At 73.3% G+C, this 15,060-nt stretch carries 13 protein-coding genes; 2 read left to right on the top strand and 11 right to left on the bottom strand.

Annotation, left to right across the window (positions count from 1 at the left end; translation table 11 throughout):
• Nucleotides 1-217: 217 nt before the first annotated feature.
• The 8 genes from ACRQ4C_RS14290 to ACRQ4C_RS14255 all read right to left on the bottom strand — a co-directional run bounded on the left by ACRQ4C_RS14290 (nt 218) and on the right by ACRQ4C_RS14255 (nt 8,939).
• Nucleotides 218-1,522: a glycosyltransferase gene (locus tag ACRQ4C_RS14290; protein WP_439689128.1), complete on the bottom strand. Its 1,305-nt coding sequence runs from the start codon at nt 1,520-1,522 to the stop codon at nt 218-220.
• A 196-nt stretch (nt 1,523-1,718) separates the two neighbouring features.
• Nucleotides 1,719-2,258, bottom strand: coding sequence for a hypothetical protein (locus tag ACRQ4C_RS14285; protein ID WP_439689127.1), 540 nt, complete (start codon nt 2,256-2,258; stop codon nt 1,719-1,721).
• A gap of 25 nt (nt 2,259-2,283) precedes the next feature.
• On the bottom strand, nt 2,284-2,556 hold the full coding sequence (locus tag ACRQ4C_RS14280) for a hypothetical protein (protein WP_439689126.1): 273 nt from the start codon (nt 2,554-2,556) through the stop codon (nt 2,284-2,286).
• 37 nt (nt 2,557-2,593) lie between these two features.
• A complete protein-coding gene (locus ACRQ4C_RS14275) occupies nt 2,594-4,198 on the bottom strand; it encodes a sensor histidine kinase (RefSeq protein WP_439689125.1) in 1,605 nt (534 codons plus the stop codon).
• A complete protein-coding gene (locus ACRQ4C_RS14270) occupies nt 4,195-4,914 on the bottom strand; it encodes a response regulator transcription factor (protein ID WP_290134008.1) in 720 nt (239 codons plus the stop codon). The genes ACRQ4C_RS14275 and ACRQ4C_RS14270 overlap by 4 nt, the downstream gene beginning before the upstream one ends.
• 32 nt (nt 4,915-4,946) lie before the next feature.
• Complete coding sequence (locus tag ACRQ4C_RS14265) at nt 4,947-7,148, bottom strand: ArnT family glycosyltransferase (protein ID WP_439689124.1); 2,202 nt, start codon at nt 7,146-7,148, stop codon at nt 4,947-4,949.
• Between the two features lie 82 nt (nt 7,149-7,230).
• Nucleotides 7,231-8,058 carry a fructosamine kinase family protein gene (locus tag ACRQ4C_RS14260; RefSeq protein WP_439689123.1) on the bottom strand — a complete coding sequence of 276 codons (828 nt, stop codon included), beginning with the start codon at nt 8,056-8,058 and terminating at the stop codon, nt 7,231-7,233.
• 29 nt (nt 8,059-8,087) lie between these two features.
• On the bottom strand, nt 8,088-8,939 hold the full coding sequence (locus ACRQ4C_RS14255) for a LysR family transcriptional regulator (RefSeq protein ID WP_439689122.1): 852 nt from the start codon (nt 8,937-8,939) through the stop codon (nt 8,088-8,090).
• 70 nt (nt 8,940-9,009) lie between these two features.
• Between ACRQ4C_RS14255 and ACRQ4C_RS14250 the strand changes: the two genes are divergently transcribed.
• Together ACRQ4C_RS14250 and ACRQ4C_RS14245 are read left to right on the top strand one after the other, a co-directional pair.
• Nucleotides 9,010-9,936: a DMT family transporter gene (locus tag ACRQ4C_RS14250; RefSeq protein ID WP_439689121.1), complete on the top strand. Its 927-nt coding sequence runs from the start codon at nt 9,010-9,012 to the stop codon at nt 9,934-9,936.
• Nucleotides 9,933-10,805, top strand: a complete 873-nt coding sequence (locus ACRQ4C_RS14245) for a UbiA family prenyltransferase (RefSeq protein ID WP_439689120.1) — start codon at nt 9,933-9,935, stop codon at nt 10,803-10,805. Before ACRQ4C_RS14250 ends, ACRQ4C_RS14245 begins: the two co-directional genes overlap by 4 nt.
• Before the next feature lie 141 nt (nt 10,806-10,946).
• Here the strand turns inward: ACRQ4C_RS14245 and ACRQ4C_RS14240 are convergent, their stop codons facing one another.
• From ACRQ4C_RS14240 to ACRQ4C_RS14230, 3 genes are all read right to left on the bottom strand, one after another.
• Complete coding sequence (locus ACRQ4C_RS14240) at nt 10,947-12,131, bottom strand: FAD-dependent oxidoreductase (RefSeq protein ID WP_439689119.1); 1,185 nt, start codon at nt 12,129-12,131, stop codon at nt 10,947-10,949.
• A gap of 58 nt (nt 12,132-12,189) precedes the next feature.
• Nucleotides 12,190-13,548 (bottom strand): MFS transporter, encoded by a 1,359-nt coding sequence (locus ACRQ4C_RS14235; RefSeq protein WP_439689118.1) that lies wholly within the window; start codon nt 13,546-13,548, stop codon nt 12,190-12,192.
• A gap of 238 nt (nt 13,549-13,786) precedes the next feature.
• A complete protein-coding gene (locus tag ACRQ4C_RS14230; RefSeq protein WP_439689117.1) occupies nt 13,787-15,019 on the bottom strand; it encodes an acyltransferase family protein in 1,233 nt (410 codons plus the stop codon).
• Nucleotides 15,020-15,060: the final 41 nt, after the last annotated feature.

The raw sequence follows: 15,060 nt of genomic DNA, 5'->3' as shown, positions 1-15,060 counted from the left end.
TATACCGCCGACGCAACAGACCGGCCGGACGGGAGGCGCGGCGCGGCTCCGGCAGCCGCGTCCGGCCCGGTGCGCGGGCGCTCCGGGCGCTCCGGGCGCCGCGCGATGCGCGGGCGCGGCGCGTGGTGCGCTTCACGTTCGCACAACCGAAGGCACCTCGCGCCGCGGATCTCCGTGGTTCGAGGTGCCTTCGGTTGTGCGGCGCGCTCCGCGCTGCTCAGGCCGCGCGGTGCTCGTCGACCGGGATCGGCTCGGTGCGTGCTTCCGTGGACGCGTCCGCCGCCGGCGTGGTACCGGGGCGGATGAGCTCGGGGCGCGGACGGGAGCGGAACACCCACGCCTTGAACAACACGAACCGCACGAGCGTCGCGACGAGGTTCGCCGCAGTGAGGACCACGATCTCCGTCCCGTGCGTGGCGTCCGGGGTGGTCGCGTGCAGGACGACGAGCGACCCCGCGGTGATGGCCCATGCGATGCCGAACACGACGAGCCCCTGCACGTGGTGCATCCCGGCGCCCGCCCGGCCTCGGACCCCGAACGTGAAGCGCCGGTTGAGCGCGGTGTTGCCGATCGCGGTCAGCAGCAGCGCGGTGAAGTCGGCCGTCTGCGCCCCGATCGCCGGCCGGAACAGCGCGTAGAGCACCGCGAACGCGACCGTCGACAGGACACCGATGGCACCGAAGCGCAGGACCTGCCCGACGATCCCGACGTGCGGCGGTGTGAACGGACGGCGGCCGATCGCGTCGTAGACCGGGGCGACCGCGATGCGTCCGGTCGCGAGGCCGCGTGACACCCGCCACATCCCCTTGAGGTCCTCCGTCGCCGTCGAGGCGATGTGCACCGAGGAGTTGACGTCGTCGACCCAGTCGACCGGGACCTCGTGCACGCGGAGCCCGGCGTGCTCGGCGAGCACCAGGAGCTCCGTGTCGAAGAACCACGCGTCGTCCTCGCAGAGCGGCAGGAGGTGCTGCGCGGCCTCGCGGGTGACGGCCTTGAACCCGCACTGCGCGTCCGAGAACCCGACGCTCATCGTCGTGCGCAGCAGCAGGTTGTACGAGCGGGAGATGAACTCGCGCTTCCCGCCCCGGACCACCCGCGACGACCCCGCGAGCCGCGTGCCGATCGCCAGGTCCGAGTGTCCGGAGAGCAGCGGTGCGACGAGTGGCTCGAGCGCGGCGAGGTCGGTCGAGAGGTCCTCGTCGACGTAGACGAGCACCTTCGCCTCGGACGCGCCCCACACCGCCTTGAGCGCCCGGCCGCGACCCTTCAGGGGCAGGTGCACCGCGCGGAGCTCGGGGAGCATCGCGGCGAGGTCGTCGGCGATGCGGGCGGTGTCGTCGGTCGAGGCGTTGTCCGCGATGGTGATGCGCCACGTGTGGTGCAGCGAGGTGCGGCAGAAGGTGTGGAGCCGGCGGACGTGCGCGGCGAGCGTGTCCTGCTCGTTGTGGCAGGGGACGACGATGTCGATGTCGAGGGGCTGGTTCGTCTCCGTCATGCCGATCAGGTTCGGCAGCCGGCTCATGCGCCCCGCTGCAGGACCCTGTGGCGGCTCTAAGAACGCGAGTCGGGCGCCGTTGGTGGAGCCTGCGTGGGGCTGATATGCTACTTTCGCTCGTTGCGCTGAGCTTCGAGAAGTGAACCCGAGACCCATCCGGACGGTTGGGCGCTCGGGTTTCGCGCTTTCGGGGGACCGACGCGCTCCCGATCGGTACGCGTCATCAGACGTCTTTGATCGTCACCGCTCCGGCTCGGCGTCGCCAATCGCCCCCTTTCGCCCAAGCCCAGCCGATCGCATCGGGCAGCGCGAGCAGCGGTTCGATCGCAGCACGTTCGTGGCGGTGGTTCACCGCTTTCGGTCGGACGACGTGCAAGGTCTCGACGATGCGTTGCCGATCCTGGCGCTGGAGCGTCTCATCGAGCTCGAAGCAGATCTCGTCGATGCCGGTGTCCACCGACCATCGGATCAAGCCAGCGACGCATCGGCTTCGACGCTCTCGGTCAGACCGTCCGTCCTTCGGTGCCCTGACGATCACCGTCGAGGTGGTGAACTCGGACAGCGCATCCAGCACGTACCGTCGTCTGCGATCACTCTCCTTGCGCATGTGCAATCGACTCTGGCCCGGAAGGATCATGGAGCGCACGGTGCCCCGGGCCCGGTGCAACGAGCCCGAGTCGAGTGCGACGGAGACGAGGAGGTAGTCCTTCGCCTTCGACTCGTCTACATACGCGTGGCGTCGCGTCCTGCCGGTCGTGTTCATCGCCGCCCCTCCACGGCGTACAACACTACATATCGGTGGTCAGTACCTGCACCACGGCGATCACGGCGAGCACGACGATCGGCACGCCCGCGATCCACAGCCCGGCGCGCACCTGCGTCCGCCGGATCGTCGGCGCCGCGTGCGAGGTCTGGGCGAACCGCGTCGCGGCGACGAGCTCCGGTGCTGCCGCTGGCGGCTCGGGCTCCGGCTGCGGGCGGTCGTCCTCGAACGCCGGGACCTCGACCACGAGGTCCTCGTGGCGCGGGCTCTCCGGGAGTCGGGTGTAGTCGTCCGGCATGGCGCCCCCTTCGTTGCCCGCAGCGTACCGGAACGGCTCAGGACGCGGGCAACTCCACGGTGAACGCTGTGCGCCCCGGCTCGGACACCACACGGACCGTGCCGTCGTGGGCCGCGGTCACCGCCCGCACGATCGCCAGACCGAGGCCGCTCGTGCCGTGCTCTCGCGATCGTGAGGCCTCGCCGCGCGTGAAGCGGTCGAACAGGCTCGGCAGGAGCGCCGGATCGATCGGCGGCCCGTCGTTCGCGACGACGAGTCGGACGGAGGGCCGGGGCGCTCCCGGCACACGCCGCAGGGAGACCACGACGGCCGATCCGCTCGGCGTGTGCTGCGCCGCGTTCGAGAGCAGGTTCCGCACGAGTCGCCGGAGCTGCGCCGCGTCGCCGTCCACGGTCACGGGGTCGTCGTCGACCTCGAGGGTCCAGCGGTGGTCCGGCGCTGTCGTCCGGGCGTCCATCGTCGCCTCGACCACGATCGCGGTCAGGTCGACCGCGTCGACGGCGAGCGGCGGGGTCCCGGCGAGCGCGCGGGCGTCCAGCCGTGCGAGCAGCAGCAGTTCCTCGACGAGGTCACCCATCCGGACCGCCTCGGTCGCGATCCGGCCGACGTTGGCGTGCACCGCGTCGAGGTCGGTCGAGGTCGTCGAGAGCTCGGCGTAGGCCCGGACGGTGGCGATCGGCGTGCGGAGCTCGTGGGAGGCGTCGGCGACGAAGGTCCGCATGCCGGACTCGGCCTCGCGGCGGACGGTGAGTGCCTGACCGACGTGGCCGAGCAGGCGGTTGAGCGCGGTGCCGACCTGCCCAACCTCGCGGTTCGCGGTGAGGTCGGCCGCGCCCACCCGGGCGGTGATGTCGGTCTCGCCGTGTTCGAGGTCGAGTGCGGCGACGTCGGAGGCGACGCCGGCGACGTGTTCGAGCGGCCGCAGCGCCCGTCGGACGGTGAGTGCGAGGGCCCACGCGGCCACGAGGAGCCCGAGCAGGGTGACGCCGCCGAAGACCAGGACGAGGCGGGTGATGGTCGAGTCGAGCGCCCCGAGGGGGAGCGCCGTGACGAAGACGTCCCCGCCGCTGCCGACGGCCTGCGCCCGGTAGGCGCCGAGCTCTCCGAGCTGCACCGTGACGGGTGTGCCGTCGCGGTCGATCGCCGACAGTGTGCGCTCCTGCGCGGCCGTGAGCCCGTGCTGCCGACCCTCGCTGTCGGTGTAGCCGGCGAGCACGGTGGACCCGGAACGGAGGACGGCCACGACCGTCCCGGCGGCCTGCCCCGGCGCACCGATGAACTCGTTGTCCGGGTCCGGCTGCCCGGCGGAACCGCCGGACGAGCCCGACCCCGACGACCCCGACCCCGACCCCGACGACCCCGACCCCGACCCCGACGACCCCGACCCCGACCCCGGCGGCCTCCCGTCCCCCACGACCCGCCCCGCTGCCGTGGCGAGCTCCGCGTCCAGCCGCCCCACGAGGTACTCCCGGAACGCCACGACGGTGACCGCCCCGACCACGACGTTCGTGACGACGAGCAGCAGCGCGACCGCCCCGACGATCCGCCACCGCAGCGAGGGCGCCCGCACGGCACCCGCCCGCACGGCACCCGCCCGCACGGCACCCGGCCGCACGGCACCCGGCCGACGCACCCGGCTCACGTCGTCGGGCGGAGCACGTACCCGGCCCCACGGACGGTCTGCAGCATCGGCTCCCGGCCGGCGTCGAGCTTCTTGCGGAGGTACGACACGTACATGTCCACCAGGTTCGACGACGCCCCGAAGTCCATGCCCCACACGCTCGCGAGGATCTGCTCCCGCGACAGCACGCGGTTCGCGTTCCGGGCGAGGTGCCGCAGCAGCTCGTACTCCGTCGGCGTCAGTTCGAGCGGGTCGCCGTCCCGGGTCACACTCCGGGCGTCCTCGTCGAGGCGCAGGTCGCCGACGACGATCCCGGCCGGTCCGGCTGCCGCGACCCGAGCCGAGGTCCGGGCGAGGATGCGTGCCCGCACGAGCAGCTCTTCGATGCCGAACGGCTTGGTCAGGTAGTCGTCACCGCCGCCCGTGAGCCCGGCGAGCCGGTCCTCGGGGGCGTCCCGCGCGGTGAGGAACAGGACGCGGACGTCGTCCCGGGCGTCGCGGAGCCGTTCGAGCACCTCGAACCCGTCGATGTCCGGCAGCATGACGTCGAGCACGATGACGTCCGGCTGGAACTCCCGCGCGGCGAACAGGACGTCCCGTCCGCGGTGCACGGCGCGCACGGCCCAGCCGTCGCCCGCGAACGCGAGGGCGACGGCGTCCGCGAGCGCGTGCTCGTCGTCGACGACGAGGGCGCGGACGGGCGTGCCGTCCGTGCGCTGCAGCGGGGTGCCGGCCATGTCGGCGAGCCTATCCGCGCCCTCGTCGCGCATCACGTCGGGTCGCTCAGGTCGTAGACCGTGGAGCCACCGACCGTGGTGCTGCTGTAGTTCGCCGCGACCCACTCCTGGATGGCCGAGGCCGTGGACGAGCCGCCGCCCATCCCGCCGCCGCTGCCGGACGAGATGTAGTAGCCGATCTTGCCCTCGGCGACGTACGCCTTGAACTCGGCGAGGGTGGGCGCCGGGTCGCTCGACCAGCCACCGATCGCCATGACGGCGGTGTCGGTGTCGAGTTCGAGCTGCGCGGCGGACTGCGATCCGTTGACGGCGGCGGACCAGGTCGTGTCCGTCGACTCGAGGAGCTTCGTGAGGGCCGACGAGGTCGACGCGCCTCCGCCTCCCATCGCGCCGCCACCGGCCTGGAGGCCCGTCCCCGACCCGCCGTCGGACGTCGCGCCGCCAGATCCCTCCTGAGTGCCGGTTCCCTCCTGGGTGCCGGTGCCGTCCTGGCTGCCGGACGTGCCGTCCGGCATCGACGGGACCTCGCCCGAGGTGCCGTCCGGCGGCGTGCCGCCGGGACCCTGCTGGGTGCCGTCCCCGCTGTCGGAGCTGTCGCTCTCGGAACCGGAGGCCGATCCGCCGGGGCCTCCCGTGCCTCCCGGCTGTCCACCGCCGGTGCCGCCGCCCATCCCGCCGGAGCCGCTGCCGGACGGACCGACGCTCGGGATCGAACCGGAGTGCCCGACGGTCGTCGTGGCGAGGGCGTAGGCCGTGGTCCCGGTCAGCCCGAAGAGCGTGCCGGCGAGGACACCGACCGTGACGAGCTTGCGGAGCGGGGGCACGCTGCCGATGACGATCGCGGCGGTCGACAGGAGGCCGCCGACGAGCACGACCCACCGGAGCCAGGGCAGCCAGGTCGGGTCCTCGTTCAGCAGGCAGAAGCCCCAGTACGCGGTGATGCCGACCATGCCCGCGAGTCCGAGGCGACCGATCACGCGGTCGCGCACGCTCCAGAGGAGGGCGCCGCCGGTGCCGACGAGGCCGGCGATCGCCGGGGCCAGGGCGACCGTGTAGTACGGGTGGATCGTTCCGGACATGTACGAGAAGACGAGGCCGGTGACGAGCAGCCAGCCGCCCCAGAGCACGAGCCCGACGCGGACCGGGTCACCGAGGTGCCGCCGACCGACGACCACGAGGCCGAGCACCAGCGCGAGGAGCGCCGCGGGCAGGAGCCACGAGATCTCGAGCCCCATCTCGGACGAGAACAGCCGGTCGAGCCCGGTCGAGCCACCGAACGACGACCCGGCGGTCCCGCCGCCCATCCCGCCGCCGCCGTTGCCCGAGCCGCCGAAGATGCGACCGAGGCCGTTGTAGCCGAAGACCAGGTCGAGCACGGTGTTGTTCGTCGAGCCGCCGATGTAGGGGCGGGACTCCGCGGGCCAGAGCCACACGGCGACGACCCACCAACCGGCCGAGACCACGAGCGAGACCGCCGCGATGCCGAGTCCGATCGCACGACGACCCCACGAGGTCCGCGCGGCGACCAGGTACACGAGGCCGAACGCCGGCAGCACCAGGAGCCCCTGCAGCATCTTCGTGAGGAACGCGAACCCGAGGGCCACCCCGGCGAGGGCGATCCACCGCCAGCTGCCCCGGGGGAGTGCCCGCACGGTGCAGTAGGCGCCGGCGGTCATGAGCAGCACGAGCAGCGCGTCCGGGTTGTCGAACCGGAACATGAGCGCCGCTGCGGGGGTGGCCGCGACGACGAACCCGGCGAGCAGGGCCCCGACGTTCGCCGTCGTCGCCCCGAGACGTGCGAGGGTGCGGCGGACGGTGCCCCAGACGAGCGCGACCGACCCGACGGCCATGAGGGCCTGGGGGAGGAGGAGGCTGAACGACGAGAAGCCGAACAGCCGCGCGGACAGCACCATCACCCACAGCGATGCCGGCGGCTTGTCGACCGTGATGAAGTTCGACGAGTCGAGGGCGCCGAAGAAGAACGCCTCCCACGACTTCGTGCCGGCCTGGACGGCGGCGGCGTAGAAGCTGTTGGCGTACCCGGAGATGCTGAGGTCCCACAGGTACACGACGGCGGTCAGGGCGAGGAGCGCCCAGAACGCCGGCCGGAGCCAGCGGGCGTCCTCACGCTCGCCGAGGAACAGGCGAGCGAGTGGCGGGCGGCGGTCCCGGGTGGTGGTCCCGGGGTGGGTGCGCTCGCGACGGTCGGTCACGGGGGTCGGGTACGTGGTCATGACGATGAGGTTCCCGGGCGTTCCCCGAACGCGCCGATGTACTGCCTTGGCGCTCCCTAAGACCTGTCGGCAGGAGTCCGCGTCAGGCGTAGCGCCGGGCTGCCCGGAGCGCTGCCCCCGTGTACGACCCGCCGAACAGGAAGACGTGCAGCAACAGTGGCGCGAGCTGATGCAGCTCCACGCGGTCCTGCCAGCCGTCGGCGAGCGGGGACGCCTCGTCGTAGGCCGCGAGGACGGTCTCGAGCCGCGGCAGCCCGAACAGCCCGAGGAGCGCCAGGTCGGTCTCGGCGTGCCCTCCGTGCGGGTTCGCGTCGATGAGCACCGCGCCCGTCGGCGTCGTGCCGTCCACCGGCTGCCCCGGTGTCGGCCAGAGCACGTTCCCCGCCCAGAGGTCACCGTGCAGTCGCGCGGGGCCGTCCCCGACGAGCGACGGCTGCGGCGCGCCGAACTCGCCGTCCTCGAGGCGCTCGGCCACCCGCTCGAACACCGCGGCCTCGGCGCCGTCGAACCCGCCCTGGTCGACGATGCGCGACACGTAGTCGCGGATCCGGTACTCGGCGAAGAACTCGCCCCAGGTGTCCGGGGCGTCCGCGGCGGAGACGAACGCCGTCCGCGACCGCCCCATCCGCAGCGAGCCCTGCTGCGGGAACCCCGGCGAGGGTGCGCCCCAGTGCGGAGCACCGGCGGCGTGCGTGTGGGCGAGCGACCGGCCGAAGCGTCCGGCCTGCTCCGTCGTCGGTGCCCCGTCGCTGATCTGCTCGAGGTGCAGGACCCGCGGTTCCGGGTGCGCGAGGACCCGGGCGATCCGCGTGCCGCCGGCGTCCTCGGCCTCGGCGAGCCACTCCAGCCCGGCGGCCTCCGCGGTCGCCTCGTCGGGGTCGGTGAAGGTCTTCACGTACGTCTCGGTCACCACGCCATCCTGCTCGTGGCCGCTGGTGGTCACCGGACCGCGTCGACGAGCGCCTGTGCGAGCGGGTGCCACGGCCGGGACGACGGTCCGCTCAGCACGAGCGTGCGGGTGAGCCGTCGCTCGAGCGGCAGCATCAGGAGGTCGTCCGGCAGCATGCTCCGTCCGAGCGTCGGCACGATCGAGACGCCCTCGCCACGCTGGATCATCCCGAACATCGTGTTCATCTCCCGTACCCGGTGCGCCCACCGGAACGGCTGCCCGTCGAGCTCGTGCAGCCGTTGGATCTGCACCTCGCACCCGCCGCCACCCGCGACGAGGCCGTCCTCGTGCAGGTCGTCGAGCGTGAGCGCCGTCTGGCTCGCGAGCGGGTGGTCCCGGCGGACGACGGCAGCCATCTCGTCCCGCGCGACGACCACGGCACCGGTCGGTACCGGCGCGGGGTCGACGAGCACGGCGGCGTCGACGGTGCCGCCCTCGAGCCACTCCGGCATCTCCTCGTCGTCGCCCTCGTACACCTGCACGTCGACGTCCGGCAGCGTCACCGCCCACAGCTCGCGGAGGCGGGGGAGCAGCCCCTGGCACACCGTGGGGACGGCGGCGAGGCGCACGGTGCCGCGCGCCGTGGCGGGGGTGACCACTGCCTCCAGGGCGTCGATCGAGGCGACCGCGCTTCGGGCATGGGCGAGCAGGCGTTCCCCGAGCGGGGTGGCGGTCACGGCGCCTCCGCGGTGCACGACGGCACCGCCGACCTCGCGCTCGAGCCCCGCGACCGCGTGGGAGACGGCGGACTGTCCGACGCCGAGGGCCGCGGCGGCCCCGGTGAACGATCCGGAGTCCACGGTCGCGGTGAACGCGCGGAGCTGGGGGATCGAGACGGTCATGCGTCCTCCTCATGGCGACATGAGGCACATGCGTTCGACACATGTGCGGTGGTGGTCGATGCTAGCCCTCGTGAACGCCCTCCTCTACGTCCTCGTCGCCCTCACCTGGGGTTCGAGCTTCTTCTTCGCGAAGATCGGACTCGAGGGGCTCGCGCCGCAGCAGGTCGCCACCGTGCGGACCGTCCTCGGCGCGGTCACCCTCGTCGTCGTGCTGCTCGCGACTCGTCGGAAGTGGCCCCGCGAGCCGCGGGTGTGGGGACACCTGCTCGTCGTGGCGGTGTTCCTCAACGCGGTGCCGTCGTCGCTCATGGCCTGGGCGGAGCAGACGGTGCCGTCCGGCCTCGCGAGCATCTACAACGCGACGACGCCGATCATGACGCTCCTCGCGCTCGCGGTCCTCGTGCCGTCCGAGCGACTCAGCCGCCGACAGCTGGGTGGCATCGTGCTCGGGATCGTCGGGGTGCTCGTCCTCGTCGGACCGCGGGACCTCGTCGGCGACCCGGCGGTGCTCGCCACGGTCCCCGGTCAGGTGGCGCTGCTCGGCATGACCGCGTCGTACGGCATCGGCCTCGCGTGGCTGCGCCGGTTCGGCGTCGGCAGCGGGCAGGACCCGACGACCGTCGCCACGGTGCAGCTCACGCTCGCGGCAGTCCTCATGCTGCTGGTCGCGCCCGTCATCGCCACCGGTCCGGTGCGGCTGGACTGGAGGATCGTGGCCGCGATGGTCGCGCTCGGCGCGGTCGGCACGGGGCTGGCCTACGCCTGGAACACGCGGCTGGTCGGAGCGTGGGGCGCGGGACGTGCGTCCACGGTGACGTACCTGACGCCGGTCGTCGGGGTCGCCCTCGGCGTCCTCGTGCTCGGTGAGCCGCTGCGGTGGAACGAGCCCGTGGGCGGACTGGTGGTGCTGCTCGGGATCGCGCTCGCGTCGGGTGTGCTGCGCCGCCACCACCCCGACGCGACGCGCAGTCGACCGTCGGTACGCTCGGCCGGGTGAGCCACCCCTCGACCGCGCGGCTGCTGTTCGCGTCGTCGCACCCCGGCCCGACCGTCACCGTGACGGTCCTCGCGACGGTCGTCGCCGCGGCCGTCGGGCACCCGGTGTGGCTGGTCGTGCTCGTCGCACTCGCGGTCGTCGCCGGGCAGCTGTCGATCGGTCTCGCCAACGACTGGATCGACGCCGACCGTGACCGTGCGGTCGGGCGGACGGACAAGCCCGTCGCCGGAGGCCTGATCGCCGTCGGGACCGTCCGGACGGCGGCGTTCGTCACGGCCGGCGTGGCCGTCGTGCTGTCGGTGCTGCTCGGCCCGGTCGCGGCCGTCGCCCACGTCGTCCTCGTCGCTGCGGGCTGGGCGTACGACGCGTGGCTCAAGCGCACCGTCTGGTCCGTCGTGCCGTTCGTCGTCGCGTTCGGCCTGCTGCCCGTCGTCGCCGTGTCGGCCGGCGGTGGCGGTGCCTGGCCGGCGTGGTGGGCGATCGCGACCGGTGCGGTGTTCGGCGTCGCGATCCACTGCACGAACGTCCTGCCGGACCTGCTCGACGACGCGGCGACCGGGGTCCGGGGCTTCCCGCACCGCCTCGGGCTGCGCGGTGCGGGCGTGCTGGCGTTCGGTGCGCTCGTCGTCGCGGCGCTGCTGGTGCTCGGCGGGCAGCTCGGCGGGCGGCTCGGCGGGGCCGGTGCCGCGGGCGGGGGTGCTGCCGTGCTGGCGGTCGTCGGGACGGTCGTCGTGGTGGTGTTGGCGGTGGTCGGCGTGCGGCTCGTGTTCGCCGGTCGGCCGACGCGCGCGCTCTTCCGGCTGGTGATCGCGTCGTCGCTCGTGCTCGTCGTCGAGCTCGCGGTCGCCGGGGCTCGGCTCGTCGCCTGACCGGCCGGGGCGCGGCTGGTCGCCTGACCGGCCGGGGGACGGCTCGTCGCCTGACCGGCCGGGGCTCGGCTGGTCGCCTGACCGGCCGGCGCGCGGCTGGTCGCCTGACCGGCCGGCGTGCCGCCGGAGCGCGGGCCCCGCTCAGGCCCAGCGCATCGCGTAGAGGCCGGCGAGCGTCGACGCCGTGGGGAGCGCCAACGCCGTGCGCAACAGCGCGTCCCGGCCGCGGGACCCGGCGACCCCGGCGGGGAGTCCGAGCGCCATGTTGACCTCGGCCTGCCGCGCCGCACGCCGGGCAGCGGCTCGGCGACGCCGCGCCCACGCCGTCCGCGCGGTGGTCGGCACCGTCGCGCCCGCACCGGCCCGGAGCGCAGTCGCCAGCATCGGCACGAGTGACGCGACGTCGAGCCAGCCGAGGTTCATGCCCTGGCCGCCGATCGGGCTGATCTCGTGCGCCGCGTCGCCCACGAGCACGACCCGACCGACGCCGGTCCGGGTGGCCTCCCGCCGGCGGACACCGAAGTCGCTCGTCATCGTGCAGGTCGACGGGTCCGGGGTCGACCCGGTGCGCTCGGCGACGACGTCGGCGAGACGGGCGGCCGCCGTTCCGGTGGAGTCCGAGCGGTCGGAGCCCTCGCCGGTCGTGCCCACGAGCGCCACGTACCGCCGTCGACCACCCGGCAGCGGGAACGACTCGACGACCCCGTCCGGCCCGACGTCGACGAGCGCGGTCGATCGTGCCGACGGGTCCTCGGGGTCGGCGAAGTCGCCCATCACGTAGCGGTGGCGGTAGTCCCGCCCACGGGTCGCGATGCCGAGCAGTTCCCGCACCGTGCTGTGGCCGCCGTCGGCGCCGACGACGAACGCCGCCTCGACCGACCGTGGGCTGCCGTCCGGTCCGGTCCCCTCGGCGAGGACACGTGACCGGTCCTGGTGCAGGCCGGTCAGTGTCGTGCCGGTCCGGAGGGCTCCCGCTGGCAGCCGCCTGCGTGTGAGCGTCTCCGTCCGGTGCTGGTCGAGCGTCGCGACGTACGGGTGCGTGGCCGAGGCGCCCGCGAAGGAGAGCGCACCGAGCTCGCGGCCCCGGCTCCGGGCGACACCGGTGCGGACGAGCACGGCCTCCGACAGGACCGCCCGGTCGAGACCGATCGCTGCGAAGGCGTCGAGCGACGGCGGGTGGATGCCGATGGCCCGGGAGCCGCTCGGCGGGTCGGCACGTCGTTCCCACACCGCGACGTCGATGCCGCGCTCGGCGAGGAGCGCCGCGGCGAAGCAGCCGACGGGGCCGCCGCCGACGACGAGGACGTCGACGCGCTCGGTGGTCACGCTCGGAGCCTACGGACCACGGCCGCCGTCCCCGTGCAGGTGCGCACCCCGGACCGGCTCACCGGGCGGCGGTCGCCGTCCGGGCCTGCTCACGCAGGGGCTGGGTGCTCGTGTCGTGCAGACCCTTGCCGGTGGTCTCCGGCGCCATCACCTGGGACAGGAGCGCCCCGACGACACAGATCGCGGCGGCGATGAGCATGCACGCACCGATGCCGATGGAGTCGATGCCGATCGGCAGCAGGAAGGTCCCCGCGGCGGCACCGACCCGACTGCACGCGGCCGCGAAGCCGACGCCGGTCGAGCGGACCTCCGTCGGCAGCACCTCGATCGGGTACACCGCGGTGAGGTTGCCCTGCGCCGCGTTCATGAACGAGAACACCGCGAAGCAGAGGACGACGACGATGCCCGGAGCCGAGCCCCACAGCCCGACGACGGCGAGGGCGACGGCCATGATCCAGAACGGCGGGATGAGCTGCCGGCGTCGACCGAGCCGCTCGATCGTGAGCATGCCGACGAGCGCACCGATCGCGGCCATGGCGTTGACGATGATCGTCCCGGTCGCCTCGTCGTGCAGCTGCAGCGACTTCAGGACGGTCGGCGCGAAGGTGAAGATCGCGAAGTACGGTGCGACGTTGCACGCCCAGAACAGCGAGATGAAGGCGAGGCGCTGCCGGTTCTCCTTCGCGAACAGCACCCGGTACCCGCCCTCGCGCTGTTCCTCGGCCGCGTACTGCTCGTCGCGGAAGTACGCGTCGCCGCCGAGCCGCTCGGTCACGATCGTCCGGGCCTCCTCCGTCCGTCCGTGCTGGAGCAGCCACCGCGGTGACTCGGGGAAGCCCAGCCGCGCCAGCGCCGTGACGACCGCGGGGAGGGCGCTCGTGACGAGGACCCACCGCCAGCTCAGCCCGGCCCAGTCGATCAGGGCGTAGGCGGTGACGACGGCGACGAGGTACCCGCCGTACCAGCAGACGAGCAGCCCGGAGAGCCGTCGGCCCCGGTCCTTCGACGGTGCGAACTCGGCGAGCATCGCGGCACCGATCGAGTACTCCGCACCGATCGCCATGCCGAGCAGCACGCGCACGACGAAGAGCTGCCAGCCGTCCGCGACGAACGCCTGCAGCAGCCCGAGCACGATGAACAGCAGGACGTCGATCGTGAAGACCCGCTTGCGGCCGAACCGGTCCGTGAGCCACCCGGCGAGTGGCGCTCCGATGAAGATGCCGATCAGCGAGCTCGCGCCGATGAGCCCGGCGAGCACCGGGTCGAGGCCGAGCGCGATCGTGATGGACGGCAGGGCGACGCTGATGACGCCGAGGTCGAAGCCGTCGAGGCCCTCACCCCATGCGCACGCGAACGTCATGCGCCGGAGGAACCCGTTCCGTCCGGCAGGGGTGGCGGTCGTGCCGCGCTGGGTCATGGTCGCTCCTCGAGCGCCGCCACCGTGGCGACGCCCACCGGACCGTAGGCCGGACCCCGCCGCCGGTGTCCCAGGTTGTCCTCCGTGCGGCGCGCTGGGTTCGGCCACCGGATCCACGAACCGCGCGCGTGCCGTTGCAGGGTCTGGTCGCGACCACCACACGGACGGGAGGCCCGTGGCGGCGCCGCCACGGGCCTCCCGCCGGTCGTCTGGTCGCGTGCGACAGCCGCTGCCGGCGCTACGCGGTGGCGTGCTCGCGCGCGGCGCGATCCGCGGCGACGAGACGCTTCGCCTCGCGGAAGCGCTTGCGGGCCTTCTCGACCGGCACCTCGACCGCGTAGGCCGCGCCGACCGCCACGAGGAGCGCCGCAACGACCAGCCACACCTTGCCCCACGCACCGATCGCGAACGTCCCGAGGAGCGCGATCACGAGCGGGTGCCAGAGGTACGCCGAGTACGACACCCGACGGCCGAACCAGGACATCGGCGTCCACGCGAACACCGCCGACACCGGGGTGCGGACGGAGACGAGTCCGCCGATGAGCACCGCCGACACGAGGCCGGTGACGGGCAGGACCACCCCGAACGTCGAGGCGTGCTGCGTCCAGTCCCCGTCGATCCAGAGCAGGACGCCGACGAGAGCGGCCAGCCCGACCCACGTCGCCAGGTGGCCGGCGATGCCCGCGGCGACGCGACGGACGCGCTCGTCGTCGAGCAGCAGCGCGAGCAGGCACCCGGTCGCGAGCGGGACGACGCCGAGCACGGGCGAGAAGTACACGTCCGGGGTCGCGCCGCCGTTGGGCTTCTCGTAACTGAGGAACGACGCGATCGAGGCGCCGACGATGACCACGCCGAGCCCGGCCATCAGCCACCGGCGACGCGACCGGATCGCGAAGAGCAGCACGAGCACGGGCGGCCAGACGAGGTAGAACTGCTCCTCCATCGACAGGCTCCACGTGTGGGCGAACACGCCCTGCGTGGTGTCCCAGAACGAGCGGAAGAGGTTGCCCGTGTAGCTCAGGGCGATGAACGCGGCCTCGCCGGCGGAGAACGTCGCGCCCTTGTAGTCACCGACCCAGTTCCAGAGCGCGAGTCCGACGACCACGAAGGCGATGAGTGCCGGGTAGAGCCGCAGCACGCGCTTGCCCCAGAACGAGCCGAGGCGGATGCGGCCGGTCTTCCGGCGCTCGCCGAGCAGCAGCGTCGTGATGAGGAAGCCGGAGAGCACGAAGAACACCGTGACGCCGATGAAGCCGCCGTCGAAGTGCGACACGTGGAGGTGGTAGAGGATCACGGCGAGGATCGCGATCGTGCGCAGCCCGTCGAGCGCGGGCGCACGGGACGTCGACGGCGGCGGGGGAGTCGTGCTGCCGTCCCTGCGTGCGGTGCCGTCGGCGTGCGTGCTGCCGTCGGTCGTGGCCGGTGCGGAGGTGCTGCGGGTCCGCTCCGGCGAGATCGTGGTGGTCGCCACGGTCGCCTCCTGCGAGATCGTTCTGCTGCCCGGACCGACGA

It is taken from the genome of Curtobacterium sp. SP.BCp (assembly GCF_051903255.1).
Classification (GTDB): domain Bacteria; phylum Actinomycetota; class Actinomycetes; order Actinomycetales; family Microbacteriaceae; genus Curtobacterium.
The sequence above is the reverse complement of the archived record's forward strand: the minus strand, read 5'-3'. Positions and strand labels throughout refer to the sequence as shown.

Excerpts from the sequence above, each read along its gene's own strand:
- ACRQ4C_RS14290 (WP_439689128.1), bottom strand. The coding sequence starts at position 1,522 with ATGAGCCGGCTGCCGAACCTGATCGGCATGACGGAGACGAACCAGCCC.
- ACRQ4C_RS14285 (WP_439689127.1), bottom strand. The coding sequence starts at position 2,258 with ATGAACACGACCGGCAGGACGCGACGCCACGCGTATGTAGACGAGTCG.
- ACRQ4C_RS14280 (WP_439689126.1), bottom strand. The coding sequence starts at position 2,556 with ATGCCGGACGACTACACCCGACTCCCGGAGAGCCCGCGCCACGAGGAC.
- ACRQ4C_RS14270 (WP_290134008.1), bottom strand. The coding sequence starts at position 4,914 with ATGGCCGGCACCCCGCTGCAGCGCACGGACGGCACGCCCGTCCGCGCC.
- ACRQ4C_RS14265 (WP_439689124.1), bottom strand. The coding sequence starts at position 7,148 with ATGACCACGTACCCGACCCCCGTGACCGACCGTCGCGAGCGCACCCAC.
- ACRQ4C_RS14255 (WP_439689122.1), bottom strand. The coding sequence starts at position 8,939 with ATGACCGTCTCGATCCCCCAGCTCCGCGCGTTCACCGCGACCGTGGAC.
- ACRQ4C_RS14235 (WP_439689118.1), bottom strand. The coding sequence starts at position 13,548 with ATGACCCAGCGCGGCACGACCGCCACCCCTGCCGGACGGAACGGGTTC.